Origin of the sequence: Streptomyces sp. NPDC002619 (genome assembly GCF_042889305.1) — a bacterium.
Classification (GTDB): Bacteria; Actinomycetota; Actinomycetes; order Streptomycetales; family Streptomycetaceae; genus Streptomyces.
Genome location: NZ_JBIAQV010000021.1, coordinates 12254 through 39210, shown reverse-complemented (window position 1 = coordinate 39210; position 26957 = coordinate 12254). Strand labels below are relative to the sequence as shown.

The 26957-nt window shown below is 68.5% G+C and carries 19 protein-coding genes and 5 pseudogenes; 13 read left to right on the top strand and 11 right to left on the bottom strand.

Annotated features, from left to right (window positions below):
- Together ACFYXB_RS27980 and ACFYXB_RS27975 are read right to left on the bottom strand one after the other, a co-directional pair.
- A partial coding sequence (locus ACFYXB_RS27980; protein ID WP_389586998.1) for an aldo/keto reductase occupies positions 1–966 on the bottom strand: 966 nt, incomplete at its 3' end.
- A 59-nt stretch (positions 967–1025) separates the two neighbouring features.
- Positions 1026–1352, bottom strand: a complete 327-nt coding sequence (locus tag ACFYXB_RS27975) for a nuclear transport factor 2 family protein (protein ID WP_389586996.1) — start codon at positions 1350–1352, stop codon at positions 1026–1028.
- A 142-nt stretch (positions 1353–1494) separates the two neighbouring features.
- Between ACFYXB_RS27975 and ACFYXB_RS27970 the strand changes: the two genes are divergently transcribed.
- Together ACFYXB_RS27970 and ACFYXB_RS27965 are read left to right on the top strand one after the other, a co-directional pair.
- Entirely contained in the window at positions 1495–2040 is a 546-nt protein-coding gene (locus ACFYXB_RS27970) for a DoxX family protein (protein WP_389586994.1), read from the top strand.
- 24 nt (positions 2041–2064) lie between these two features.
- Positions 2065–2412, top strand: a complete 348-nt coding sequence (locus ACFYXB_RS27965; protein WP_351352134.1) for a MazG-like family protein — start codon at positions 2065–2067, stop codon at positions 2410–2412.
- Between the two features lie 15 nt (positions 2413–2427).
- Here the strand turns inward: ACFYXB_RS27965 and ACFYXB_RS27960 are convergent.
- Positions 2428–2685, bottom strand: a pseudogene (locus ACFYXB_RS27960) (peptidoglycan bridge formation glycyltransferase FemA/FemB family protein); the annotation flags it as partial.
- 414 nt (positions 2686–3099) lie between these two features.
- On the opposite strand from ACFYXB_RS27960, the pseudogene ACFYXB_RS27955 reads away from it, so the two are divergent.
- The 4 genes and pseudogenes from ACFYXB_RS27955 to ACFYXB_RS27940 form a co-directional block, all read left to right on the top strand.
- A pseudogene (locus ACFYXB_RS27955) lies at positions 3100–3452 on the top strand (ABC transporter permease); the annotation flags it as partial.
- A gap of 409 nt (positions 3453–3861) precedes the next feature.
- A complete protein-coding gene (locus ACFYXB_RS27950) occupies positions 3862–7653 on the top strand; it encodes a S8 family serine peptidase (RefSeq protein WP_389586992.1) in 3792 nt (1263 codons plus the stop codon).
- Positions 7654–7792: 139 nt separating this feature from the next.
- Positions 7793–8725, top strand: a complete 933-nt coding sequence (locus ACFYXB_RS27945; protein WP_389586990.1) for a choice-of-anchor P family protein — start codon at positions 7793–7795, stop codon at positions 8723–8725.
- Between the two features lie 645 nt (positions 8726–9370).
- On the top strand, positions 9371–10270 hold the full coding sequence (locus tag ACFYXB_RS27940) for a replication-relaxation family protein (protein ID WP_389586988.1): 900 nt from the start codon (positions 9371–9373) through the stop codon (positions 10268–10270).
- Between the two features lie 557 nt (positions 10271–10827).
- Here ACFYXB_RS27940 and ACFYXB_RS27935 read toward each other — a convergent pair.
- The 5 genes and pseudogenes from ACFYXB_RS27935 to ACFYXB_RS27915 form a co-directional block, all read right to left on the bottom strand.
- Positions 10828–11504: pseudogene (locus ACFYXB_RS27935) on the bottom strand (ATP-binding cassette domain-containing protein); the annotation flags it as partial.
- Between the two features lie 92 nt (positions 11505–11596).
- A complete protein-coding gene (locus tag ACFYXB_RS27930; protein ID WP_389586986.1) occupies positions 11597–12175 on the bottom strand; it encodes an HAD domain-containing protein in 579 nt (192 codons plus the stop codon).
- Between the two features lie 31 nt (positions 12176–12206).
- The gene (locus ACFYXB_RS27925; RefSeq protein ID WP_389586984.1) at positions 12207–12899 is read right to left on the bottom strand and encodes a class I SAM-dependent methyltransferase; all 693 of its coding nucleotides are present in this window, start codon (positions 12897–12899) and stop codon (positions 12207–12209) included.
- Complete coding sequence (locus ACFYXB_RS27920; protein WP_389586983.1) at positions 12900–13811, bottom strand: aminoglycoside phosphotransferase family protein; 912 nt, start codon at positions 13809–13811, stop codon at positions 12900–12902.
- A 76-nt stretch (positions 13812–13887) separates the two neighbouring features.
- Complete coding sequence (locus ACFYXB_RS27915; protein WP_389586981.1) at positions 13888–14637, bottom strand: hypothetical protein; 750 nt, start codon at positions 14635–14637, stop codon at positions 13888–13890.
- 225 nt (positions 14638–14862) lie between these two features.
- On the opposite strand from ACFYXB_RS27915, the gene ACFYXB_RS27910 reads away from it, so the two are divergent.
- Positions 14863–16218 (top strand): tetratricopeptide repeat protein, encoded by a 1356-nt coding sequence (locus ACFYXB_RS27910; protein ID WP_389586979.1) that lies wholly within the window; start codon positions 14863–14865, stop codon positions 16216–16218.
- Between the two features lie 36 nt (positions 16219–16254).
- The gene (locus tag ACFYXB_RS27905) at positions 16255–16755 is read left to right on the top strand and encodes an NUDIX domain-containing protein (protein ID WP_389586977.1); all 501 of its coding nucleotides are present in this window, start codon (positions 16255–16257) and stop codon (positions 16753–16755) included.
- A 386-nt stretch (positions 16756–17141) separates the two neighbouring features.
- On the opposite strand, the gene ltrA is transcribed toward ACFYXB_RS27905, so the two are convergent.
- Together ltrA and ACFYXB_RS27895 are read right to left on the bottom strand one after the other, a co-directional pair.
- Positions 17142–18407: a group II intron reverse transcriptase/maturase gene (gene ltrA, locus ACFYXB_RS27900; protein ID WP_389586976.1), complete on the bottom strand. Its 1266-nt coding sequence runs from the start codon at positions 18405–18407 to the stop codon at positions 17142–17144.
- Positions 18408–19183: 776 nt separating this feature from the next.
- Positions 19184–20140 (bottom strand): NAD-dependent epimerase/dehydratase family protein, encoded by a 957-nt coding sequence (locus ACFYXB_RS27895; protein WP_389586974.1) that lies wholly within the window; start codon positions 20138–20140, stop codon positions 19184–19186.
- 347 nt (positions 20141–20487) lie between these two features.
- Between ACFYXB_RS27895 and ACFYXB_RS27890 the strand changes: the two are divergent.
- The 3 genes and pseudogenes from ACFYXB_RS27890 to ACFYXB_RS27880 form a co-directional block, all read left to right on the top strand.
- Positions 20488–20658: pseudogene (locus ACFYXB_RS27890) on the top strand (helix-turn-helix domain-containing protein); the annotation flags it as partial.
- 284 nt (positions 20659–20942) lie between these two features.
- Positions 20943–21101: pseudogene (locus ACFYXB_RS27885) on the top strand (site-specific integrase); the annotation flags it as partial.
- A gap of 153 nt (positions 21102–21254) precedes the next feature.
- Positions 21255–21740 carry an SPW repeat protein gene (locus tag ACFYXB_RS27880; protein WP_389586972.1) on the top strand — a complete coding sequence of 162 codons (486 nt, stop codon included), beginning with the start codon at positions 21255–21257 and terminating at the stop codon, positions 21738–21740.
- A gap of 549 nt (positions 21741–22289) precedes the next feature.
- Here ACFYXB_RS27880 and ACFYXB_RS27875 read toward each other — a convergent pair.
- A complete protein-coding gene (locus ACFYXB_RS27875) occupies positions 22290–22433 on the bottom strand; it encodes a hypothetical protein (protein ID WP_389586970.1) in 144 nt (47 codons plus the stop codon).
- A gap of 392 nt (positions 22434–22825) precedes the next feature.
- Here ACFYXB_RS27875 and ACFYXB_RS27870 point away from each other — a divergent pair, with 392 nt between their 5' ends.
- Together ACFYXB_RS27870 and ACFYXB_RS27865 are read left to right on the top strand one after the other, a co-directional pair.
- Entirely contained in the window at positions 22826–23878 is a 1053-nt protein-coding gene (locus ACFYXB_RS27870) for a PP2C family protein-serine/threonine phosphatase (RefSeq protein ID WP_389587131.1), read from the top strand.
- A gap of 1117 nt (positions 23879–24995) precedes the next feature.
- Positions 24996–26711, top strand: coding sequence for a hypothetical protein (locus ACFYXB_RS27865; protein WP_389586969.1), 1716 nt, complete (start codon positions 24996–24998; stop codon positions 26709–26711).
- The last annotated feature ends 246 nt before the right edge of the window (positions 26712–26957 follow it).

Genomic DNA, 26957 nt, shown 5'->3' with positions numbered 1-26957 from the left:
CCCGACGGTGAGCGGCCCGTGAGCAAGGGCGCCCGCGTTCTCCTCGGCCTGGGCGACCGTACGGAAGCCCGGGATCGGGACGGTACGCGGGCTGCGCGCCCACAGCCAGGCGAGGGCGCCCTGGGCGGGCGTACGGCCGCCGCTGGTGAGGACGTCCCGCAGCGCCTCGACACGGGCGAGCCAGTCCTCGTCGGCCCCGGCGCCACGCTTGAAGCCCGGCAGCCAGGCGGGCGGCGTGTTGCGGATGTCGCCGGCCTCCAGCACCCGCCCGGCGGTGTGCCTGCCGCTGAGCAGGCCCATCGCCAGCGGGCTGCGGTTGACGCTGGCCAGGTTCAACTCCTCGCACAGCGCGACCAGTCGGGGCGCGTCCTGGAGGACGTTCAACGCGTGCTGTACGGCCGTACAGTGCTCGCCCTCGGCGAAGACGGCGGCGCGGTCGGGGTCGTCGGTGCTCCAGGCGTAGGCGCGGACGAGTCCCTCGGCGACGAACTCCTCGCAGGCGTCGCGAAGTTCGGCCGCGCGCTTCGGGTCGGCGTCGGAGATGTGCAGTTGGTACAGATCGACGTGGTCGGTGCCGAGGCGGCGCAGGGAGGCGGTGAGCGCGCTGCGGGCGTACTCCGGGGTGTCGTCCTGGCCGGTGCTGGTGCGGGTGTCCTCGTCGAAGAGATTGCCCCACTTGGTGGCGACGACGACCTCGTCCCGGCGCATGCCGAGGGCGCGGCCGAGGATGCGCTCGCTGTGCCCGGCGCCATAGGTGTCCGCGGTGTCGAAGAAGGTGACGCCGAGGTCGAGGGCGCGGCGCACGGCCCGTACGGACTCCTCGTCGTCCACCTTGCCCCAGCCGAGCGGCTGTCCGTCGGCGTCCTGCCACTCCCCGCCGATGGCCCAGCAGCCGAAACCGAGGGCGCTGACCTCGATGCCGCTGCGTCCGAGTGTCCTGGTGCTGATCCCACTGTTGGTCTGCATACCATGGACGCTAGGAGTTGAAGCGCACTCGAAGGCAACCCCCTCGGCACAATGGACTGTTACGCCTGACCGGTCTCGAAGCGGGAGATCCGGCCGTCGTCCTCGACGGTGAAGGACCACGTGGTCCGCATCTCGCCCCAGGTGTCGTTGCTGTACCGGGCGACGAGGGCACGGCCGCCGCGGGACTCGTTGTCCACCTCCATGTGGCCGTGCGAGGAGAAGATCTCCCGGTCGATCCACTCGGCGAGGTCCCGGTCGGAGCCGTCGTCCGCCATGGTCGCGCCCGGCGCGAGGATGGACAGGAAGGCCTCGCGGTCATGGGCGTTGACTGCGGTCACGAAGGCCCGGACGGCCGGATCGCTGAGCTTGCCAGTCTGAATCGTCATGGCAGTCAGACTCACATCGCTCCCGCGCGTCCGCCACCCGAACGGCGGCCCGGACGGGCTGCGCGGGCCGCACCGGTGCGACGGTGGATACCCGGGCGGTACCCGGGTTCCTGCCGTCCACCCGACCGCATGGGGAGTCACCGTGGCGTGTTACGACCGACGTGATCTGGGGCTGCTGTTGCTCCGACTGGGTACCGGCGGTGTGCTGGCCGCGCACGGCACGCAGAAGCTGTTCGGCTGGTTCGGCGGGCACGGCATCAAGGGGACCGGCCAGTTCATGGGGTCCATCGGTTACGAGCCGGGGCGGGCCAGTGCCACGGCGGCGGGGCTCGCGGAGGCGGGCGGCGGCACGCTGGTGGCACTGGGCCTGGCCACACCGGCCGCGGGTGCGGCGGCGGCCGGTGCGATGGCGGGCGCGGCGGCGGTCCACCTGCCCAACGGCTTCTTCGCCATGAACGGCGGCTACGAGCACGCGTTCACCGTCGGTATGGCTGCGGCGGGCCTCGCCGTCGCGGGCCCCGGCCGGCTCTCCCTCGACCACGCCTTCGGCAACATCTTCAATCGCGGCTGGATGGTCCCGACGGCACTGGCGGTGACGGGGGCGGTCACGTCGGTGGTGATCGGGATGCGGAACCAGCGGGTGCGGAAGGCGGCGGAGGGCGAGCAGGAGCCGCTGTTCGAGGAGTAGCCACGCGCGTGACAGGCTGCGTGCATGACCGATCAGGACACGCGGACCGACCTCTGGGATTCCATCGACGACCTGTGGGCCTGGCTGGAGGCGAACAGACCGCAAGAGGCCTCGGACGCGCAGGAAGCCACGGTGCTGATGCGTGTGCTGAAGCTCTCGGAGGAGGTCGGTGAGGTCGCCCAAGCGGTGATCGGGGCGACCGGCCGGAACCCGCGCAAGGGCGTCACCCACGACTGGGACGACGTACAGGCCGAGCTGTGCGACGTGGTGATCACAGCCATGGTGGCCCTGCGCACGCTGACCCCGGACGCCCGTGAGGTGTTCACCGGGCATCTGGCGAGGGTGAGGCAGCGCTCGCTCGGACCGTCGTAAGGGGTGTTCGGGACCTCAGCGGCGCGCCATGTACAGGTCGAGGGCCTTGTGCAGGACGCGGTTGAGCGGGAGGTCCCACTCCCCCAGATACTCGACCGCCTCACCGCCGGTGCCGGCCTTGAAGCGCAGCAGACCCAGCAGATGGTTGTCGTGGTCCAGGGTGTCGGTGATGCCGCGCAGGTCGTAGACGGCGGCGCCGAGTTCGTGGGCGTCGCGGATCATGCGCCACTGGAGCGCGTTGTTGGGCTGGACCTCGCGTTTGCGGTCCGTGGACCTGATACGCGCTCGTGGTCCGCGTCAGGCGAACATCTCGGAGGTTGGCGGGGCCCGTCGTCGCGGCGGTGAACCGGACCTGCGGGTGGGTGGTGAGGGTCTCGGCGGTCTCCTCCAGCGCGGCGGGCTGCACGGTGATCCACAGCAAGGCCTCGGCGTGCACGCCGAGGAGTGCGAGGTCCACCTCGGTGGCCAGGCGGACGACCTGGCCGCGCACCAGCTCGGATTGGGGCTCGGCGAGGGAGATGTACGCCGCATCCGCGTCCCGGTGCATCCGGCTTTGGTGCGGCATCACCCTGCACCGGTGACCGGTGTACGCCGGTGGCACCGTCGACACGACTGCCCCCTTCCGACGCCTCCCAAGCCAAGATCACCTCATGTTCACCTTTAACGTGACAAAGCACCCTGCGGCTTGTCGGCGTCATCGCCTTCCTGTCGTTCTTCACCGGCACGGAGATGGGCCTCCAGGGGTACGCCGCACTCAACCAGCTCGCCACCCCCAACTTCGTGGCGTTCCTCTCGGCGTACTTCCACACCCGGGAGATCGCTCCGCTGGTGGCGGGGCGGGGCTCGCAATGTCCGCGACGGTGGGCGCCGGGTTCACGGCGCAGCTGGGCGCGATGCGGATCAGCGAGGAGACGGACGTCCTCGAAGTCATGGGCGTCCCCTCGCTGCCGTTCCTGGTGACCACCCGGATGATTGCCGGCTTCGTCGCGGTGGTCCCGCTGTACGTGATCGGGCTGCTGTCCTCGTACTTCGCCGCCCGCACCAAGATCAGCAGGTCAGGTGACCCGGCGAGGTTGAACGACAAGCTGAGTGCCGGTGGGGACTGACGTCGGGCGGAATCGGTGTTCCCCGGCGCAAGCACGGCCAAAGCCGGCGCCGTCGACCGAGGGCGCAAGGCCGGCCTCCGAGATGTTCGCCTGACGCGGAACACGAGCGCGTATCAGGTCCACGAACCGCAACCGCAGTGTGTGCGTTGCCGCTGTGCCCCGCAGTTGTCCGGATGTCGCATCTGCGCCATGCCCAACTGCGACACCCCTCCTCCATGGCTGACCGCGAATCAAAGGAACACGATGCTCCAGTTAAGAACACGTAAAGCCATGGAGGAATCTCAAATTGCCTCTCATATCCTCTCGTAGAGCGAGGCTGACGGCGCTCGGCATCACAGCGGCCATGCTGTCCCTTTCGGTCACGACATCCGCAGACGCGCAGCCCGTACGGCAGTTGGAGAGCACGGCGCCGGCCGGTGCGTCCGACCCGGCCGCGGCGGCCGCGCAGTCCGTTCCTCGTACCGTCACCCTGATCACCGGTGACAAGGTGGAGGTCACGCCCGCCGGGGGCGCCGGCACCTTGACGGTGAGCGGTCCGCACGGTGAGCCCATCGCCGCGCACACCGACACGGTCGGCAAGGACCTGTATGTGTACCCCGAGTCGGCCGCGCCGTACGTCTCCGCCGGTCTCCTCGACAAGGAACTCTTCAACGTCACCCAGCTGGTGGCCGACGGTTACGACAACGCCCGGGTGAGCCGGCTGCCGCTCATCGTCACCTACACCAGCACTGCTGCCGCCCGCGCACAGGCCGCACCACGCGGCGCGACCCGGGTCCGCACCCTTTCCAGCATCAACGGTGCGGCCCTCACCGAGGACCACGGCAAGGCAACCGAGTTCTGGTCGGCGATCACCTCCGGGGTGAGCGCATCCAAGCTGGCCCCCAGCAACACCCTCCTCGCCAAGCCCGCACCCAAGCCCACCCTGGCCGGCGGCATCTCCAAGATCTGGCTGGACGGCAAGGTCAAGGCGACCCTCGCCGACTCGACCGCGCAGATCGGTGCACCCGAGGCGTGGGCCGGCGGCAACACCGGCAAGGGCGTGGACGTCGCCGTGCTGGACACCGGCATCGACGACACTCACCCCGACCTGGTCGGCCAGGTCGCCGAGGCGACCAGCTTCGTACGTGAGGACCCCGACGGCGGTGGCGGTCCCCAAGAGGCCGACACAGACGCCGTGGACGGCAACGGACACGGCACCCATGTGGCCTCCACCATCGCCGGTACCGGCGCGGCCTCCGGCGGCAAGGAGAAGGGCGTCGCCCCCGGCGTCCGGCTGCACGTGGGCAAGGTCCTCAACGATCAGGGCCAGGGACAGCAGTCCTGGATCCTGGCCGGTATGGAGTGGGCCGCCCGGGACGCGCACGCCAAGGTCATCAGCATGAGCCTGGGCGGGAGCGAGTCCGACGGGTCCGACCCGCTCAGCCAGGCCGTCAACCGGCTCAGTGCCGAGACCGGCACGCTGTTCACCATCGCCGCGGGCAACTCGGGCCCGAAGGCGAAGACGGTCGCCGCGCCCGGCGCCGCGGACGCGGCGCTGACCGTCGGTGCCGTGGACAGCAACGACAAGCTGGCCGACTTTTCCAGCCGCGGCCCCCGCTGGTCGGACAGCGCGGTCAAGCCCGAGATCACCGCTCCCGGTGTCGGCATTCTCGCCGCCCTCTCGCGGCACGTCGGCGGATCCGGTGACTATGTGAAGATGAGCGGCACCTCGATGGCGACTCCGCATGTCGCCGGAGCTGCCGCACTGCTGGCCGCCGAGCACCCCGACTGGACCGGGCAGCAGCTGAAGGACGCCCTGGTCAGCACCTCCAAGCCGACCCCGGACTACACCGCCTTCCAGGCGGGGGCCGGCCGGGTCGACGCCGCGGCGGCGACCAAGGCCACCCTCTTCGCCACCGGCACGGTCTCCCTGGGCGAGCACGCCTGGCCCGCCGAGCCCGGCGACACAGCCGACAAGACGGTGACGTACACCAACACCGGCGACAGCCCGGTGGAATTGGACCTCGCGGTCTCGTCGTCGAAGGCCCCGGCCGGCCTGTTCACCCTGTCGAAGGACAAGGTCACCGTTCCGGCGCACGGCACCAGCGCGGTGACCGTGACCGCGAACGTCGACAAGGCCGCCCGCGGGACCAGTTACGACGCACGTATCGATGCCTCGGCGGCGGGCACCCGTCTCGCCCACACTGCCGTCGGCTTCGCCACCGCCAACCAGATCTTCAAGCTCACGGTCGTGCCCAAGGACCGTTCGGGCGAGATCTACAAGGGCGACGGAAACCTGATCGGGACCTCCGACCAGGAGTCTCACCCCTACCTGAGCGACTGGGCACTCGGCTTCGAGGACTGGAACAACCCCGGCGTCTTCACCCTTAACCTGCCGGCCGGCACCTGGTCGCTGGCCTACTGGATGCAGGTCCCGGGCGCTCATGGTCCGCAGTCCCGCGGACGCGCCCTGCTCGCGGCGCCGCAGATCAAGCTCGACCGTGACATGACCGTCGAGTTCGACGCCGCCAAAGCTCGCCAGATGAAGCTGGTGACGCCCCGGGAATCCGAGACGACCGCGCTCCGGGTCGACTACAAGCGGACCTTCCCCGGTGTGGTCGAACATTACTGGTCCTTCCTCACGACGCGCGTGGAGGACAGCGTCTGGACAGTGCCGACCGCGAAGGTGACCGAGGGAGCCCTCGAACTCCGCACCCGTTGGCGCAATGAGCAGCCCGCGATGAAGATCTCCGCGGGTGACGAGACCTACCGCGACCTGCTGGTGCGGCGCGCGACTAAGCCCCTGTCCAAGGGGTCGCACCGGATGGCGGCCGTGTACGCGGGGCAGGGCGCCGAGGCGGACTACGAGGGGCGTGACGTCCGCGGCAAGGCCGTCGTGGTCGACCGCAACGACACGGTTCCGCTGTCCTCCCAGGCCGAAAACGCAGCCGCAGCCGGTGCCGGGCTGCTGCTCGTCGTCAACGACCGCCCCGGCCGCCTCGAGCCGCTGGCCTTCGACAGCATCGCGCCGCTGAACATCGCGACGCTGAACCTCGAGGAAGGCCGCCGCCTGATCTCCCAGGTCACCAAGGCCGGGAAGTCACTGGAGGTGTACTCCAACCCGACCACCGAGTACCTGTACGACGTGGTAGGGAAGTACCACAACCAGATCCCGGCGGATCTCGCGTACCGCCCGGATACCGACGACCTCGCCCGGGTCGACATGTCCTTCCGCAACTACCGCCCGGCCCAGGCCACGGACTTCCGTTACGACGTGTGGCCGGAAGCCGGTTGGTGGGCCGTCGGGTTGCCGGAGTTTCCGGGGCAGGCCCAAGGCAATCGCACCGACTACGTGTCCCCCGATGTGCAGTACCGGGAGAGCGCGATGGTAACCGGCGAGGTCCGGATCGTCGCCGCGGACAAGCACTACAGTGCGGGAAGCCGCACCGCGCAGAACTGGTTCTCCCCGATCCAGCGGCCGCGCTACTCGTACGCCAGCTCTTGGATGGGCCGCCAGCGCGACTTCATGACTGCGTGGGTCCCCGCCGCATGGGGCGACGCGGGCGCCGACCGTATGGGATACGCCCCCAACCACCCGGACGTCCAGTCGCGCACCTCGATCTACCAGGGCGACACCCTGCTCTCGCAGGAACCCACCTATTGGACCTCCGTGGTGGGGCTGAAGCCCGAGCGACTTCCGTACCGGATCGTCTCGGAACACTCCCGGGGCGCCTGGGCGAGCCCCTACTCCACCAGCACCCGGACGGTCTGGGACTTCACCTCGGCGGCGGGTTCGCCGTTCGACATGGCGCCCCTGCCGCTGGTCCAGCTGGACTACGACGTCGACACGGACTTCTCGGGCAAGGCGCACCACGATGCGGAGTTCACCGTCAAGCCGGCCATGCCGGGCCAGTGGCCGACCGCGTACGCGGATCAGCCCCCGGCCGCCTTCAAGGACGTGACCCTGCAGGTGTCCTACGACGACGGCGCCACCTGGCACCGGGCGTCCCTGAAGCGGACCTCCGACGGCCGCGGATGGCGCACGGAGCTGGACGCCCCCAAGGGCGCCAAGTTCGTCACCCTGAAGGCAGGCGCTCGTGACTCCGACGGCAACGCCGTGGAGCAGACGATCACCCGGGCCTTTGGCCTGAAGTGACGTCAGAGCACCGCCACTGAGAGCGGAGCGAAGTCGGGGGCGGGACCATGCCACGGTCCCGCCCCCGTTCGATGGGCCGGCACGACCGGCTGCCATGGCGTCGCCCGCGCTGCTCAGCTTGGATCCTGGGGGAACGGCGATGTGCGGAGCCGGAGCGGCCGGTCGCAGGAGTCTGCTCAAACCGCAAACCGGCCGGGGATTTCGACCCCTCTCGGCGCACGTCGCTCTCATCGGCGTACCGCTCCTGGAGATCGAGCCGCAGCCCGACACCGGGACCGTCCGCACGGCGGACGCGAGCGCAACCGACACCCCGTGCTCGGCCGAGTACAACTCGCCGCTGCTGTCGGTGCAGAAGCTGTGCCCCAAGGTCACCACGACGCTCGCCCCCGGCAAGGTCACGGCGACCTCGACGGTGGCGCAGGCCCGCATCGGACTACCCGGTGTGCCGGTCATCGACGTGTCCGGGCTCACCGCAGTCCCCAGCAGCGAATGCGGCAGGACCACGGGCAGCACCACGCTCACCCTGAAGATCGCGGGAGTTCCGGTTACGGTGTCGGGTGATCCGAATACGGAGATCCCGCTCGTCGGAGGTGGTCGGCTCATCGTGAACGAACAGCTGCCCTCGACCGGCGCCGATGCCGGCCTCTCAAGGTCAACGGCGTCCACCTCGTCCTTCCCGCCGGTGGCGGTGAGGTCGTCCTGGCCTCCACCGACAGCGCGATGCACAACTGCGGTGACTGACGACCACGCCGGTTGGGGCGGGCCGCAGGAATACACGGACGTGTTCTTGCGGTCCGCCCGCCAGGCTGTCCTGGATCTTTGCGACCGACGGGGCGGCGAGTTCGAATCACTCACCGGCGAAGCCGTGTCCGATGCCGCGGACAACGTGGTCGTCGCCGCCACCGCGGTGGTGCTCTTCCACGGCCGTCGCTGCGTCTTCCGCCGCGGGATCTGGCCGCCGAGCCACCCCGCCACCACGCAAGCCGCCATCTACGCGACCATCTTGGAGGAGCGGCTGCTGACGCGGGTCCACCCCCGGCTCGGCGACGACGTGTCCCCACTCGACCTCTGAGAGCGCGCACTCACGAGCGACGGTCAATGCGCAGCTCCTCCGCTCGGACTGGCCGTCGTGGTACGAGCGCGCAGCAGCCGATCGAGTACAGCGACCGGCGAGCGCAGGTGCAAGCTCCGACGGACGTCGAGCGCTGCTTCCAGCGAGCGGCCCTCCGCGATCACCACGATCCGCAGGCGCAAAGCTGCCGTGGCTCGCGGAGTCACGGGATCCGCGTCGCAACCCGCTCGGCGGGACGCCACCTGCCCCTGCCCCTGGTGTGCCGGCCCGGCACGGAGCGCGGAGGCCCCCGACGCGCAACACCACCTCCAAGCCGCCAGATCCCCCGCCGCGCCGACCGCTGCCCAGCCCGCCCCCACTCTCTTTTCCTTGCTTCGGGGAGGCTGCGAGAGGCGCATAGGGGGATGTCGGGCTGGCAACCAAACTGAAGAGGGCGTGGTGACCTGCGGATACGTCGCGCTCGGCGTGCCAGCGCACGGACTGCTGTCGGCGGGGATATCGGCGTGGTCGGGGGCGGTGTTGTCGCATCGTGACCGTGGTCGGGTCTTCGTGGTCGGTGGTCCGGTCGGGGTCGGCTGCTGCTGTGGCCGGTAGGCGCGGCGCCGGGCAGGACGGCGCCGCCCCGTACAGGAAGGCGGCCCGACGATGACCGACGTGGATACGGGCGGTGGTGACCGGCTTGCGCTGGCGGTGCTGACGCAGTACCGGATGGCCACCACCGAACAGATGCACCGGGTGATCGCTCCTGGAGTGCGCAGGGAGCAGACCCGGCGGCGGCTGGCCAAATTGCGCCAAGAGGGACTCGTAGACCGCATCACCCTGCCCCAGGCCGGGCGACTGCGCGTGTGGTTTCCCACCTCGTACGGTGTGCAGATCGCCTCCGAGTGGCCGGAGTTGCGCGGACGACGGCCACCGAAGTCTGTGTCCGATCCGACTGCCGCGCGACTGCGGGTCGGACACACGCTGACAGTGACCGAGACTGCGCTCCTCTTTGTTGAGGACGCACGCCGCCGCGGCGAGTTGTGCAGGCCGCTGGACTGGCTGCCCGAGGTCTACCACTCCATCGGGGGTGGCGAGGCCGTCATCCCCGACGCGCTGATGTACTACCGGAACGGCCCCGCCGACGGCCATGGGGCAATGCTGCGGGCATTCGTCGAGGTCGACCGGGCCACCATGAGCCCGGAACGCCTGGCCGCCAAACTCACCGCCTACGCCCGCCTCTACCACTACGTTCCCGCCGCCCCGGGACACCGCCGGCCGACCATCGGGCAGGAACCGGTGCAGGAGGAATGGCGAAAGCGCTACCCGCTCTTCCCCCGCGTCTTGTTCGTCCTGGACGGCACCGGCCCCGCCGGCATCACCACCCGCATCCGCGCCCTGCACGCGGCCCCGGCGGGCCGAGCGCTGGCCGTGTTCCTGCGCGATGTCCCCGTTCTGGCCGCATCGCTGGCCGACCTGCGCAACAACGGCCCGTCCGAGCCAGTTTGGCGCCCCATCCGGGACCCCGCCAGCAGAGTCGTCTGGAGCCAGTCCCAGGATGCGTAGACGGCACGCGCAGCCGCTGCGCACCGCCCAGTACGACGGCTCCGCAGAGTCCGACCACAGGCCAACCACAATCCCGACCATGGGCCGAACCACAGCGTTGCGCAAACACCGAGCGCGCAGCAGATGCGCAGTACTGGTCGACGGCTGCGCAGTCGGTACACGCGGGCGAACCGGAGCCTGCGCAGCCGCCCGCCTACCTGCCGTGGTTGGGCTCAAGGTCGCCCCAGCCAAAGGGCCCACCACGCGTGGGCGTGTCAACAAGTGCCTGTTCATTGCGCATCCTTGGATGGGTGATACGCACCGGGCTGCACTACCGGCCAGGCCCCTGCGCAGCCGGGTCAGCTGACGGTGTCTGCGTGCCTCCGTGCGGGTCTGCGCAACTGACTACGCAGGCCCGCCCGTTGCGCTGCGCAATTGCCCATGTCGGGATGCGCGCGGGCTATGTGTCCCGACGGGCGAGCCGCAGGAAAATCTGGTGCTGGGGGGAAGCGGGGCTCAGCGGTTACTGGTCGGCTCGTTTCGTGATCCCGTGCGGCAGCTCCGTTCTGCCTCGGGAGGCTGTGTTCGTCGAGGCGGTACTGCTCCGACTGCACCAGATACATGCGGCGGAACAGGCCGGGCCGTCCCCGTCAGTACGCATCAGGTGCTCAAAGGTTCCGTGGTCGAGGACGTCGGCGTGGCGGACGCTGTGGAGGCGGTGGGTGATCAGGACGATCATCTGACCTTCGGCGGCGGGGTTGCGGATCTGGTCGAAAACGCGTTGCTCGGCGTCGAGGGCGCTGGTGGGCTCGTCGAGGACGAAGATCTGGCTTCGCGGTGGCGTGCGCGGGCGATGCCGAGGCACTGGCACTGGCCGCCGGAGATCAGATGGCCACCCTTGTAGCCGCCGGCCAGCAGGGTGTCCCAGCCGCGGGGCAGGGAGGCGATGGTCTCGTCGGCGCCGGCGTACTCGGCGGCGGTGTGCAGGAGGCGGTCGTCATGCGGAGCGTCAGGGCGGCCGATCGCGATGTTGACAGGGGCAGTGAAGGACGAGCGGTAGAAGTCCGGTCGGCCTCGGTGGCGCCCATGTCGCCCCAGAGGACGCGGCCGGTGTCCGGGGCGTACAGGCCGCACAGAAGCTTGGCCAACGTGCTCTTGCCGCTACCGTTGTTGCCGACCAGGGCGGTGATCCTTTCGTGGAAATGGTGACCGTCACGCCGTCGAGGGCGGGGTGGTCCGTGGTGCCGGGGTAGGTGACGTTCTCCCGCATGGTCCAGGATCCTGCACGGCCGTTCAGGCCAGGCGATCCCTACGCCGAGGGCACCAGCTCGCCCATCACTTGCTCCGTCAGGCAGCTTCAGCCCGATGTGGCGCGTCGGCTGCGTCAGCCTGTGCGACAGGCAACCCTGCAGCCCACGTTGTTGCCTGGACCAGATGCTCGGACTGCAGACCGATGCGTGGGGCGGGCTGGAGGAGAAGGGTCGCCGGGCCGTGAACGGTGCGCTCGGCGGCCCAGGCGTGGTCGAGGGCGGTGAAGTCGTCGTCGATCCAGATGACGGGCGCGTCGCCGAGCCAGGTGTCGACGTGATCGCGTTTCCAGAGGTAGCCGTTGGGGTGGCTGGTGGTGATCTGCTGGCGTGGGAGATCGACGTACGGCAGGGGCGGGAGGCCGAGGAGCGGTCCGATGAGGTTGGTGGCGTCTTGGCGCCAGCTGGTGCACCAGACAGGGGTGACCAGGCCGGTGCGGATCACGTGCATGAGCTGGGGGCCGTGCGCGGGGTTGAGCCAGATAGTGACGGGGGTGTCGGGGGCTCGGCCTGTCGGGACGACGTCGTGACGGCTGTGGGTGGCCGGGGTGGTCCCGTCGGCTTCGGGGAAGGGTATGAGGACGCCGTCGACGTCGAGAAGCAGGTAGGGCGGGCGCATCGATTTCTCCCAGGGGAGCCGGGGGTGGGGGTCAGAGCTTGCGCGCGGTGATGAGCAGGGTGGTGGGCCAGCGGCTGTAGCGGGCGTCGTGGAACTCCTGGGCCGAGGTGAGCCAGAAGCGCGCGCGGTCGAGGTGTTTCTCCCAGCGGTCGGCGTCGAAGTCCCAGCGGGCGATGGGTAGTCGGGTGCGGTCAGGGAGGGTGACGTAGTCGCGTCGGGGCCGGTCGTCGGCGGCGGGACGTAGGCCGCCGCGTTGGGGGTGGGGGACGGAGAAGGCGAGAGTGCAGCCGGGCTTGAGGTGCTGGGCGATGGCCGGGAGTAGAAGCTCGGGGGCTACGAGGCCGATGGCGCCGAAGACCGAGTAGATCGCGTCGAACTGTTCGTCGGAGGCTTGCAGGTAGTGCAGGGCGTGACCGGCGACGAAGGTGAGGTTGTTCAGTCGGCCGTAGTGTGAGCGTGCTCGGCGGACCTGCAGGCCGACGAGGTCCACGCCGGTGACGTGGGCGCCGTAGCGGGTGGCGAGGTGGGCGGCGTTGTGGCCGGGGCCGCAGCCGAGTTCCAGCAGCCGCTTGTGGCGCAGCTCCGGGCCGAGGATCTCGGCGCCCGGGCCGCTGCCGGGCCGACTAGTCCATTCCATCCGTGCGGGTACGGACAGCGGCTCGGCGGGAGCAGCGGTTGTGCGTTGAAGGGCATGGGCGTACCACGGGGAAGCCTGGGCGAGCACCTAGACCTCCAAGAGGTGGAGCACGTCGGTGAGGTGGCGGCGTACTGCCTTGATGTAGGCGGGGTCGGTGGCCGGGTCGTTGATCCAGTGGATGGACTGCTCCATGAACCACTCGACGGCCCACATGCGGTGCCAGCCCAGCGCCCATTTCTCGGCGGGCAGCCCGCCTCGTTCGGCGAGGGCGTCGGGGGTGCCGCCTTCGGTGACGTAGGTGTCCAGGAAGACGCGCAGGCGGACGGGGTCGGGGGTGTCGATGGTGCCGTGCCAGCTGGCGAGGTCGAGCAGGCCGGGGCCTGTGAAGGCACGGGCGAAGTCCAGGAGACGCCAGCCGTGTCGGCCGATGTGGAGGCTGGTGGGATGGAACTCGGAGTGCACCCAGCCGAACGGAGCCACCGTCGCACCGGCCGAGCGACCCTCGGCGGCTTGCGCGATGCGGTCGAGAGCGTCCTCGACGTCGTCTGCGTCCTGCCACCGCTCGGCCTTGCGGAGCCGACCGAGGTGTTCCAGAGCCCGGCTCGGCAGGGTGCGCAGTTGGTCCTGATCGAGCACGGGCAGGGCGGAGGCGATTCGGGTGCGGTGCAGGACCACGGCCGCGGCGGCGCCGTCGAGGTCGTCGGCCTGACGAATGGGGGCGCCGAGGTCCTCCAGCAGCATCCCGAGCCAGCCGTCCAGGACTGCTGAGGCGTGAACGGTGGGCACCGGGACACCGAGGGTGCGGGCCAGCCGGAGGGCCTGGTCCTCGCTGTCGAACGGCTTCTTGGCGTACTTGAAGATGGCGGTGGTGCCGTCGGTGAAGGTCAGACGCTCGACGCCGGACATGGACCACACGCGCACCTCCTTGCGAACGGCGGTGGTTCGGCCGGCCAGGGTGAGCAGGTTGTCAAGGAGTTCAGTACTGGGGTTCGCGGTCACGTTGGGGCTCCAGGGAGGTTGGGTGCGTCCGGGGCGGGCGAGAGAAGGCGGCCCGCCCCGGAGCTGGGCGGTGGTGCTACGCGGCAGGGCTCACGCGGTGGGCGTAGACCTGCTCGATCCATCCGGCCTTGAACGCGGCGAGGTCGTCGCGGAAGGCGGCCATCGAGGCACCGTAGGGCGCCACGACACCGCCGGACTGGTCCGGCACGGACTGGCAGCCGTGTACGAGCCGGCCGCCAAGGGCGGCGTGGGCCTTGATGGACTCGATGCGGCGGTGCTCGTTGAACCAGCCGCCGTGGTAGACCTCGTCGAGCAGGCCGCCCATCTCGTCGCCCAGGTCGAAGACGACCGAGGTGGCGGCGGGGAAGAACCAGCACGGGCCGACGTTGGAGATGCGCCCGTCCAGCTCCACCTTGTTGAGCGCCATCAGCGTGGCTGCCTCGCGCAGCATTCGCAGGTGGTCGGCGGTGATCTGCGGCAGGCCGAGGCCGGCGAGGTGCTCATCGCGGAAGAGGTATGCGTACACCTCGTAGGCGGTGGCGAGCACCCAGGCGGCGTCCGAGGTGGACTCGGTGTGGGCCTTGATGAACTCCAACGCGAGCTGCTCGACCGCGCTCTCGGTGGTCTCCTCCACGTGCAGAAGCCGGGACTTGACCAGCTCCCAGTCGGCGACGAGCCATGTGCTGGACTCGAAGCGGAAGAAGTACTCGGCCGGGTCGATGGTGATGCGCCGGCCGCCGACCTGGATGCCGGGCAGGCGGCTCCAGCGCTTGTCGAACGCCTCGGGCAGTACGACCGTGATGGCCGCGGTGTCGATGGTGGTCACCGTGTCTCCGTCTCTGATCGGCCGGGCTCGGGCACAGGAATGCCCGAACTCGGTGTAGGCGTACGGAACTTCGGGGAGCCGCCCGGCCGAAGGGGGGAGCCTGGTCGCGGTGTCGGACCGAGGCCGGGCGGCTGATGATTAGTGAACCCTCGCTCACGCACAGTGGGTACGGTGAGAGGCAGTTGAAGTGGTATACGCGGTTTACAGCCCCGGACGGGAGGCGATGTGGCGGCGCAGAGAGAACCCAACTCCCGCCTGCGCGACACCATCAACGCGGCTGGCTGCACGTACGAGGCCCTGGCCAAGGACATCCGGCGCGTCGCGGCAGAGAACGGCGAGATCCTCCAGACCAACAAGTCAGCCGTCTCCCACTGGGTAAACGGCACCCGCCAGCCCACCGGCCGGACCGGCCAGTACCTCGCCGAAGCCCTGTCCCGCCGGACAGGCCGCACTATCACCCAGACCGAACTCAGCCTCCGCGCACCAGACGCCGAGGAGTCGGACGAGCGGGATCCCGTCCTGACCGCCACCGACCTGGGCCGCGCTGACGTCGAGCGTCGCCGCTTCCTCGCGGTGGCCGCCTTCACCACTGCCGGCGTCGCCATGCCCCTCACCCACGACCATGTGGCCACTGCTCGCATGCTCCGCGCCCGCACCGGTACATCCGTGGTCGGGGCGGAGGACGTGGATGTCGTTCGCCAGATCACCGCAGCCTTCAGCGCGGCAGACGAACGCCTCGGCGGCGGCCACGGCCTGACCACCGTCACCGCCTACCTCGCCGACACCGCCGCCCCCATGCTCCGGGGCCGCTACCCAAGCGAAGCCTTACGACAGGCGGCCTTCAGTGCCGTGGCCGAACTCGCCTACCTGGCAGGCTGGAAGCACCACGACCTCGGGCAGGAAGGCGCCGCCCAGCGCTACTACCAGGTCGGCTACCAACTCGCCTGCGAAGCCGACCGCCACGGCCACGCCGCCTGGATGATGCGCGCCCTCGCTCACCAGGCCCTCAGCCTCAAACAGCCCCACCACTGCGTCGACCTCGTCGAAGGCGCCCTCATCCGCGGCCTTGGCCACGTCGACAGTCAGACCGAAGCTCTGCTCCACATCACCCACGCCCGCGCCTACGCCGCGACAGGAGAGAAGCCGGCAGCGGCCCGAGCCCTGCTCGCCGCCGAAGACGCCCTCCTACGCGATGACGGCCCCCAGCCCAGCTACTCCCGCGTCAGCGGTCCCGCTGCCGGCACCGTAGCCAGCCACACCGCCCGCACGCTCACGGATCTTGCCGATCACGTCGGTACCGAACAGCAGCATCGCGACGCGCTGATCCGCTGGGACCCCGAGAAGTACAAGCGCGTCCACGCCCTCACCTACGCCGACCTCGGCGACAGCCTCGCCGCCCAGGCCCGCGCCGACGAGGCGATCGCCGCCTGGTCCCAGGCTCTGACCCTCACGGAGGGCATGACCTCCGACCGCACCCGCAAGGCGATCACCTCGCTCCGCTCAACCCTCGCCGTCTACCAGCGCCGCAAAGTGCCCGGAGCCGCCGAACTCGCCCGCCGCGCACGCGAAGCACTGGCCTAAGCTGCCCACCAACCGGCCGACGAAGGGACACCAGCCGTGGCTCAGCGGACAACCGACGACCAGCCCAAAGCCCTCAAACCCGCCCTCGAATCCATGACCCTGCTGGTCGCCGCTGTCATCGTCCACGACCAAGCCACCAACCGCGTCGTCCTTCTCCAGCGGAGCCAGAACGCCAAGTTTGCCCAGGGCATGTGGGACCTCCCCGTCGGCAAGAGTGAGCCCGGCGAGCCCATCACCGAAACCGCCGTACGCGAGCTGTACGAGGAAACGGGCCTTACAGTGAAGCCAGAGTCCCTGAAAGTCGCCCACATCATCCACGGCGCCTGGGGCGTCGAAGCCCCCAACGGCTTCCTCACTGTCGTCTTCGCCGCCGACGAATGGACCGGCGAACCCGAGAACCGGGAACCACGAAAGCACGCCCGGGTCCGCTGGGTCGACGCCGACGCAATCCCCGAAGAGTTTGTGGAGACCACCGCCAGCGCCCTCCATTGCTATCTGACTCATGGTCCGCAGGTATCCCTGGATGGGTGGCACTGACGGCCATGGGTGGCGAGCTGCACCAAGCAAGGGGCCTCCCGACAGCCCGCGAGAAGCAGTCGGACGTGATCCTGAACACGATCGCTCGGTGGCGGAGAAAGCAGGAGCGGTCCCGACATCGGATCGCCTCGCCAATAAGCGGTCACCCGCCAGGCTTGTCCCGGGACCCTGAAGTCACCCCGGTTTCGATGTCACCTACTACTTACGACACGTCGTCAGCGGTTCACTCGCGTTCGCCTTCCCGGTCCCCACCTGACGCCTGACCGGCGCCTTTTCCCCGGACGCTCACCACGACGGTCTGCCGAGTAGCCGGGGGGAATCTCACCCCCCGGCTCTCACAGATCCGTGCTTGATGATCTCCCATCACACGGCTCTTGCCACTCTGATCACCAGGCCGACGACGCGATTGTGGTCCATCTCCAGTGCGCGAACATGCGGGGGTATCGATCGGCGATTTCCCACATCTTCCGGAGAGCTTTCCGCAGCGCCGCGAGCTTCTTGTACTTCTGGCGGATCCACCGCACCAAGTAGGCGTTGATGCGCATCAAGAGGGGTGTCAGTGCCGACCGGTAGAACCGGCCGAAGTACTGCATCCAGCCCCGCACGATTGGGTTGATCCGTCGTGCGAGCTCTACGAAGGAGAGATCGGACCGGGTGTGGAGCCCCCAGCTGCGGACTTCCGCACTGATCCTCTTCAGGGCTGCCTTGCTGATCGCCGGCTCGAACGACGTGGACCGTCGTCCATGCTTGTTCCGGCTTTCTCTCGCGCGAAACGTGTACCCCAGAAACGTGAACTCCGCTTGCCCGAAGGGCCGTCGGCGTTTCCCGTCCCGGCAGTACACGATCTTGGTTTTGTCGGGATGCAACCGCAGCCCGACCTCCTCCATCCTGTCCGTCAGCGCGGCCAGCACATCGCGGGCCTGACGCTCCGACACGCAGTGCACGACCGCATCGTCGGCATACCGCTCGAACGTGATGCCCGGCCACTTCCGCGCCAGCCAGATATCGAACGCGTAGTGCATGAACAGGTTCGCGAGTACAGGTGAAACCGCTGACCCCTGTGGGGTTCCCCGGTCCCGTATCTGCAAGGTGCCGTCGGGCAGTTGAAGCGGCGCTTGAAGCCACCGTTTGACATACAAAACCACCCACACGGCGTCGGTGTGCGCCTCCACGGCCTTGACGATGAGGTCCCACCGGACGCTGTCGAAGAACTTCTGGACGTCGAGATCGATCACCCAGTCCCTCTTCCAGCAACGTTCCCGGCATCGCTCCACCGCATCCAGCGCCGACCGGCCAGGGCGGTAGCCGTACGAGTCCTCATGGAATACGAGCTCAACCCGATCCATGAGATGCCTGGCCACCACTGTCTGAGCAATTCGGTCGGCCACCGTAGGCACGCCCAAAATCCTCACGCCGCCCTCGGGAGGCGACTTGGGGATCTCCACCGCACGCACCGGCGGCGGCAAGTACGATCCTGACGACATTCTGTTCCAGATCTTGTACAGATTGTTCTTCAGATCCTTCTCGAAGTCCTCAATGGACCGACCGTCCACACCAGGTGCGCCTCTGTTCGCTTTCACCCCTTCGTATGCCTCCCAGACCTCCCGCTTCGAAATATCAAACGACTTGCCTGATGACTTCAACGTGTCCATGTAGTTCCTCCCGGGAACGCCCGGTTGTCTAGATAAACAACGTCACGAATGGCCCGGCCCCTTCGCTCCACTCCCATTACAGGAGCTTCATCACTACTACGAGCCCGTCCGCCAGCGCACCCCGCGACGGTACTCAACTCCTAACGGTTTCTGCCGCTTGGAGCTCTCCCTCTCGCCCACCCCTATCGAGACGGGCTATATCGGGGTTCGCCTTCTCCTGTTCCATGCGAAAGCAGCAGATCGGACTCACGTCGCCTACATGCCGGACACCACCTGACCAATAAACGGACACCCGCCAGGCTCATCCCGAAGTTAGCCAAAGACCTCGGTTCTGATGTCATCTGTCTGCTTAACGACACTTCAGCAGCGATTCGCTTGCGCTCGTCTTCCCGATCCCCACCTGACGCCTCTAGGACGCCTTTTCCTCAGTCGCTCACCACGACAGTCTGCAACTAACGCGGCATGAGGCGGTTTGGAGCCCCCCTCCGCAGAGTGGCTCCGAAGGGCCATACCTTCATCTCTCGCACAGCACCGTTTCGGGGAACTGCCCTACAATCAACTCCCTTTCGCGTTCAGGACACAATCAGCCAACGCAGCTCGGGGTGGTTTGACGCCTCCCACCGCAGGCGACGCCGAAGGGCCACAAAGCCTTCATCTACCGCACAGCACCACATCAAGCAGGGTCTCTACCTACATCAACCTCACTCTCAGTGTTCGTGGCACACCTCCAGCCGTAGATCGTGATGGTGGCTGGGCAGTTCGGCCTGCTCTAGCGATCAGGTTCCAGCGAGAAGTTTCGCCTCTTCTTCCGGGGACAACCCGTGCCCCAGCGGTGGCTCGCCGCGCTCGCGGTCCCACGCCAGCACGTCAGCGACGGTCACCGCCAACGGAGTCGCGGGCATACCGGCGGCTCGGGCGCGAGCCGGGCTGCGCTGCTGCGTCGACCACATCGATTCGGGTCGGATCAGCGGGAAGAAAGGTGACACTGCGTCAGTCGGCACCGGAACGACGTCGACCTGGCTGCCCGCGACCCGTGCGCAGGTGCTGATCAGCTCGGCCATCGTGGTCGGCTCGGCTGGACCGACGGCGTGGAACGCCCCGGGTCTGTCGTCCACCAGCAGCTGCACCACGAGGCGGGCCAGGTCACGCGGGTCGATCACCTGAACCGGCTGCTCGGGACTGCCCGGCAGGGCTACCCGGCCGCCGCGCGCGGCCCGGCGCACCCAGTAGGTGAGCCCATCTTGCACGTCGTTCGGCCCGGCCACCTTCCCCGGCCGCACGATCGTCGCCCGTGAGCCGTATCGGGCCGACACGTCGTCCTCGCAGGCCGCTTTGAGCGGCCCGTAGGTCTCTTCGGTCAATTCCTCGGTGTCACGGACCGGTGGCCGACGCGGTGTGTCCTCGTCCGAGCCCGGCCCCGCACCTGTCCGCGCATACACCGCTTGGCTGGAGATGAACAGGTATCTGCCGACTCGGTCGCCGAGCGCCTCCATTGCCTGCCCGACGTGGCGCGGCACGTACCCGCTGACATCGACCACCGCGTCCCAACTACCGTCGTGCAAGGCCGTGTAGTCACCGGTGTCTCGGTCGCCGATACGCCTGGGCACATGCGGATACAGCTCGGATCCCGTCCGGCCCCGACCGAACAGGGTCACCTCCGCGCCCGCATGCAGAGCATCGTCCACGATGGCCCGGCCCACAAACGAGGTGCCGCCAGGTACAAGGATTCGCATGACGCCCGACAGTAACGGCCTGCGCACGCCACCTCCACAGCATTGATCGTGATCTTGCTGGCGGGGGTCGTACGTTCATTGAGAGGTCGGCTTTCGCCGACGAGCTGCAACACCCCGGGTGTTGCAGCCGTCTGTAACCGGACAGCCCGGACACCGGTACTTTGCGCTGTCCGGGCCGTTTGTGCAGGTGAGAGGCGTAAGCGGACAGCCGGACAGTCCGGACACGTGAGCAGGTTCCATCGGACCCGGACAATCCGTCCGGGTCCCCTCCTCTTCAGTGCCTCACGCTGGTTATGGCGGTCAGGGCTTGGCTCGCTTACCCGTTCCCCGCCGCGTCGGTACCGTGAATGGCGCCCCTACTCAGCAGCCGGAGGCAACGCCCTATGCGTGGTCTTGCAGATCACCTCAGCATCGGCGAGCGCATCGCGTTCTACCGGAAGCGCCGCGGCTACACGCAAGAGGTGCTAGCCGGTCTGGTCGGTCGTAGCACTGACTGGCACGCGAAGATCGAGACCGGGCGCCGGAAGCCACCCCGTATCGACATGCTTGCGGAGTTGTCGCGCATCCTGCGCGTGCCGCTCGGGGACCTGCTCGGACAGACCGTCCTCATGGAAGACGAGCGGCATCAGGACGACGTCCCCGCTGTACGTGACGCCCTCATGAGCCCGCGTCGCCTCTCGCGCCTGCTCTTCGGCCCCGACGCTGAGGCTCAGCTCCCGACACCTGCCCCTGCGGCTGTGCGCGTAGAACAGACGTGGAACGACTACCAGGGCGGACGCCTCGGCAGCGTCATCGCTGCCCTTTCTCGACGTGGCTCAACGCGGGCGTCGACCCCACCGAGGTGGCCGAGCGCGCCGGCAACAGCGTCGAGGTTCTGCTGACCCGCTATGCGAAGTGTCTCGACGGGCGACAGGAGGTCGCCAACCGCCGCATCGAGGACCTGCTCCGCGAGTACGAGTGAGCCTGGTACCGGCGCGGGTCGTCTGATCCGCGTCGGCGGCCTGTCTGCTGCCCGGTGGCAGCTTGGTATCGCCTCGCTCCGCGCGGTTATCTCGCGCGTTTCGGGTACTCGACCCTGAACTGCACGAAACGGATAATTTTGGAGGTGACGGGCATGGCGACCACTCCTCGGCCTGACATGGCAGCCCATCCCGACATCATCGCCATGCGCGAACGCCATGAGATGGCCGAGCGCACCGCGACCACTCCGAGGGCTCAAGTCATCGAGACCACGGCCCTCATTACCGGGCTTTACCTCGCGGCCTCACCGTGGATCACGGGGTTCAACGGCCTTTCCACCCTGGCGGTCAACAACCTGATCGTCGGCATCGCCTACGCACTCATCATGAGCGGTGGCTTTGGCCGGGCCTACGACCGTGTGCACAGCATGGCGTGGGCTGCTTGTGTGCTGAGCGTGTGGACGATCATTTCACCGTGGGCCGTGGCCGGTGACGTCAGCACCACCAAGACCATCGTCAACAATGTCATCGTCGGCGTAATAGCCCTGCTGCTGGCCCTCACGGCCGCCTCGATCGGCCGGCCGGCGGACCGGGCAACCTCCGGCCGCATGTCCGCACCCTATGCCGGAGGGCGAAGCTGACGGGACGCGGCGGTAAAGGGCGCCTCGGCCTTGAAGAAGGGCGGGCAAGGCCGGCGGCTCCGTTGCGTACGAGGACGTGGTCGGCGCCTGGCGCGGTCTTAGGGTTCCGGGTCTCACCTGGAACGATGCCCCAAGATCCCGTCCACAGCTAGTCCACGGACCCCGACATAGGGCCGCTTCCGGCGGCTCACGCCTGCACATGCACGAAGACCCCGGCCTCAGCGTATCCGCTGGTGACGGGGTCTTTGGGCACCTCATACAGGGTGCCCCCGGCAGGATTCGAACCTGCGCACGCGGCTCCGGAGTGAATGCGTCGATCAGTTCGACTAGCTCTCTGACCTGTGGTGGAGGCCATCGATGGGCGTCAGCGACACAGACTGTGTCGGAGGTGTGTCGGGCGCCTCCGCGCGGCTCTGCCCTGTCAGGCTGTCATGCGTCGGCCTGGTCCCGGAGCTGCGGAGCTCGGGCGCGGGCGGCGGCGACCTGTTCGGCAGCCTCGGGTCGGCCGTCCTCGGCGGCGATGCGCTCCAGCAGGGCAGCCTTCCGGTCTTAGACCGCACTCCTCTCGACGGGGGCAGCGTCGTGTGCGGTCAGATGCTGGATGGCGGCCAGTACCTGGTTCACCTCCTTCACCGTGGTCAGCGGCGACAGGTGCCCGGTGACCGGGTGGTCCTCGGCGCGGGCGGAGGGCACGTGCTCGCGGCCCAGGCGTCCAGCCGGGCCCCGGTGGCGGTGGGCTCCAGTGCGGCTTCGTGCAGGATCGGGGCGGGGTAGGGGCTAGCGGCGGTACCGGTCTCGCTGGCGCTGAACAAGGGAGAGCTGCCACTCATCCACGGCGTCCTGGTAGCGCTCGTGGCGGACTGGCGGGTGATGCCGCCCAGACGTCCATGTCAGGCTTTACCTGACTTGGATAACGCCGATTCCGGTGTGTCATCTCCGGGCGGAGGGTGCAGGGCGTCTCTGGCGAGCAGGCTCTGATGCACCTCCAGAGGCATGCGACGCGCTACCATCATCGCTGCGAGGTTTTACCTATGTTTGCACTTATGAGGGTGCTTGGTAGGAGTAGTGCGCATTGGTTGGACCGAGTGCGTCAGGACCCGGTGCTGCTCTCGCCGCTGCTCCTGACACTGCTTCTTTCTGTCCTCGGGGTATTGACGCCGCCCGACGTTTCTATCGGTCGGCTGCTCCCCGCCGCGCCCGCGCTCGCGGCGGCGCTGTGGCGGGTTGTACCCACGCTGGTCCTCGGGCTGGCCTGTCTGCTGGGGGTTGCGGTCTACGCTGCCACATCGTCGGAGCACTCCCTCATGTTCACTGCAGGAGCCATCGCTGCGGTCACCGTGGCCGCTGCGTACGCCAGCCATCTACGCCTGAAGCGTGAGTGCGCGCTCACCGAGGTTAGTACCGTGGCCGACGCCACGCAGAAGGTTCTGCTGCGGCCCCTACCGCGCTATGTCGGGCCCTTGGAGATCGACAGCCTCTATCTAACCCCCACCCCGCGCGCACGGATGGGCGGGGACTTCTACGCCCTGGCCGACACCCAGCACGGAATCCGCCTGGCCATCGGCGACGTCCGCGGCAAAGGACTGCCCGCCCTTGTTGTGGCCGCGGCCGTGCTCGGCTCGTTCCGGGAAGCAGCCTACGAGGCCACCGACCTCACCCAACTTGCCAAGCGCCTGGAGGTCACGCTGCTCCGCGACGACGCTGCCACCCTCGCCCAGGGGGACCCCGCCGAACTCTTCGCCACCGCCGTACTCGTGGAAATCCCCCGCCACGGCAGCCACGCCACAATCTTCAGCTGCGGCCACCCCCCACCCCTGCTCAGCCGGCGCGGCAGCATCGACATCCTCGACACAGAGGACCCCGCCCCGCCCCTGAACATCGGCGGCTTGCTCACAACTACCTGCCGCCCCCGGCGATTTGATTTCCGGGCGGGTGACCAACTGCTGCTCTACACCGACGGCGTCACCGAAACCCGCGACGCAACCGGAGAATTCTTCCCCCTCACCATCTGGGCCCGTGACCAGCTGACCACGTCACCCCGGCAAGCCCTGAACAACCTCCACCACGCCCTGCTCGAACACAGCGGCGACAACCTCAACGACGACATCGCCGCCATCGCAATCCGAAAGACCACCTGACCGCATCCCGCAATCCCCGCCATCCACGCCGCAGGGCCAGCTGCCACCCTCGTGCCGGCGCGTCGGGCAGTCTGTGGACCTGCCCGGTAAAGCACGACGTTGGGGCCATGATCTTCGAGGCTCGCGCCAAAGTGGCTGCCTAATCCCGTGGAGCCGACCGTACCCCTTCTCTGGTGTCAGGTGGCTGATTGCTGTACGCGTGGCACGGGCGCCGGCCGGGCTGGAGCGGGGCGGAGACAGACAGGCAGGCCGCGCCGCAGAGGCGGCGCGCGCCCGCGCTGTGCGCGGGCCTTGATCCGGTAGGGGCAGTTTCGCGTCCTGCGGTTTGCGTCTCGTGAGCCAGAGCAGATGGGAAGTCGCCTCCGGCTCCTGCGCCTGTTGAGTGGTCGGCTTCGCCGACGGGCTGCAACACCCCGAGTGTTGCAGCCCGTCTGTGACCGGACAGCCCGGACACCAGCACTGCGAGCTGTCCGGGCCGTTTATGCAGGTGAAAGGCATAACCGGACAGCCGGACAGGTGGGACAGCGGAGAGTCGCGAGAGGGACCGCACGCTCGGATGCGGGCCCGCAGGCGCTGTGCTCGGCACCACGGCTGGCCTCACCGTTGCTGCCTAGTACGACTGGTCGGACGACTCCAGCGGCCTCTTCATGGTCGGCGTGGGGATGGCCATGATGGGGAGCCTCGTCGTGACCGCCGTCGTTTCCTCCGTGATCGCCTCTGCGAAACGAGACGGATGACGGATCGGAGCTTGACGGCACGCTGCGCCGCCCTCGACAGTTACTGCTGGTTTGGTGCGGTCACTGCTCCGTTACCGCCAGAGACACGAAATGTCCTGGAGGAATATCCCCTCTGGGGCGTTTTTGCTGGTGACGGCCGGCAGGACTGAACCTGCGGCCAAGCGCTTAAAAAGTCTGTGATTGTCTGTTCGCCCCAGGCCGGGAGCCGTTCCGACCTGGGCTGGGAGGGGAGCGGCGAACGGTCGCGAACACTCGCGACCGTCAGTGAATGAGACCGGAATTGAGACCAACGGCAGTATCGATCGGCGCTCGCCACCGGGCGTACTACTCGGGGTGGCCCCAGGCGCAGGGGGCATACAACCGTGACGAATAATGCGCGGGTGACGACGAGTTCAGTGCCGTATGCGGATGTTCCCGCTCGCCCCTGGGTGTCCGCCGATGCCAGGCGGTGGGCGGACGTCCGGGTGCCCGCGTGGGCGCGGCCGGTGGGGCCGGCTGTGGTGCTGCTGGTGGCGGTGGTCATGGCGGCGGTGATGTTCTCGCCCGACTCGATGTGCACGGTGGCAGCGCCCTGTGGGGCGGACTGGCTCGATGCGGCCGGATCGATGCTCTTCCTGCCGCACCTGGTGTGGTTGTTTGTGCTACCGGAACTCGCGCTCGTGTCCGCTCCGTTGCTGCTGATCTGGATGAGCAATCCCGATATTTGGCTGGGTGGGCCGGCCGAGAAGATCGCGGACGCCGTCGTTGTGGCGGCGCTGTGCTGGGGCTGGGCGGCCGTCGTGGCGCGGCTGCGGGCGCGCGGCCGCCAACGCTCGCTCGTGCTCGACGCGGCCGGCGGCATCACGGTGCCTGCCCCGGCGACGGACGACGTCCGCCCTTGGCGCCGGGGCCTGGTCCGCGGCATTGCGGGGGCGATCCTGTGCGCGGTGGCCGGTGCCCTGATCACGACCGTCGTCGTGGACGACCGGGCAGACGACCGCCTGGCTCGTACGGCCACGTCGGAGAACGCCCGAGTCGTGGCCTACAACACTGACGACTACACCGTCACCGTCCGCCTCTCCGATAACACACGACACAGGTTCGACGCGCAGGGCAGCTATCGGGTCGGCAGTAGCGTGCCGGTGCTGATGCACGGCGATTGGATGCGGCTCGCCACTGAGCCCTACGGCGACCGCACCGGCCGTCAGGCGCTGGCACTCGTCCTCGCCGGGCTCGGTGTCACCGTGCTCGGCTCGGGCCTGCTCTCCCGCCGCCGGGCGGTGGCGCTGCACCGCGCCCCGGTCCCGGTACTGCGCGTCCTGACCCGTCACGATCAGGGGCGTACGGAGATATTCGCCGCCGACGACACCACCACCCTGCGTCCGGTGCTGAGCTACGAGCCCCACACCCGCACCCGCACGGCGCTGCGCCAAGCCTTGCTCTACGGTGCACCTCGCGAGGGCGGTGAGTTGATTCTGGCGAGCGCAACGGAGTCGGGGCAGTGGCTCGTCGAGGGGACCGTGTCCCCGATACGGCACGGTTCTCCCGACGGCATGGGCAAGCCCGGGGTATACCGTCCCGGCACAGCACGCACGGCCGCACACCGCCGGGCCGCTGAGGCCCACGTCCAAAACGCCCTCGCCGCGATGACCCCTGCTACCGGACCGGTCCGGTGGCAGGCAGGTCCGGTGGCGCGCTCCGTCGGAGCGGCGTTGATCGTCGTGACCATCATGCTGCTGGGGCCGCTCTTCACGGGTTCCCCTACGTGGTGGCAGCTGCCCTTCTGGTCGGTAGGTGGTTTGTACTGGGTGAGCGTCTGCCTCCGGATGATGATCTGGCGGATCACCGCCGACTCCAAGGGACTGCACGTTCGCGGCCTGTGGCGTACTGCCCACCTCCCGTGGGCGGATGTCATCGGCGCTGTCTACACCCCCGAAGGTGAGCTGATCGTCCGTTGCCGCACCGATGTCGACGACGCCCCCGTCGGCAGTGTCGGCTTCCCGCCGCTGGAGCGACGGCTGCGCCGCCCAGGCCGTGCTGAGCGTGCCGCCGCCGAGATCACCGCGATGGTCCGCGAGCCGGGCCTGCGGCCGAAAAACGACGCCGGATGCACATGAGCGACCCCCGCTCCGACACTGTCACGCTCAGCGGTCCGTCATATCGGCCGCTCGGGGGCTGACGCCAAGCAACTGAAGCTCGCGTGGCCTTGCGGTGGCTGCCGTACTTCGCTGCTGTAGTGCAACGGCTCCGGAGGCCGTGACCGCGTCCCCTGCCGCGCGACGGAAGTCAAGGGGTGCCCCAACTGTTGGTACTCGGCTGACCTGTCGGCATACAGAGGGGCTACGAACTGCTCGTTCATAGCC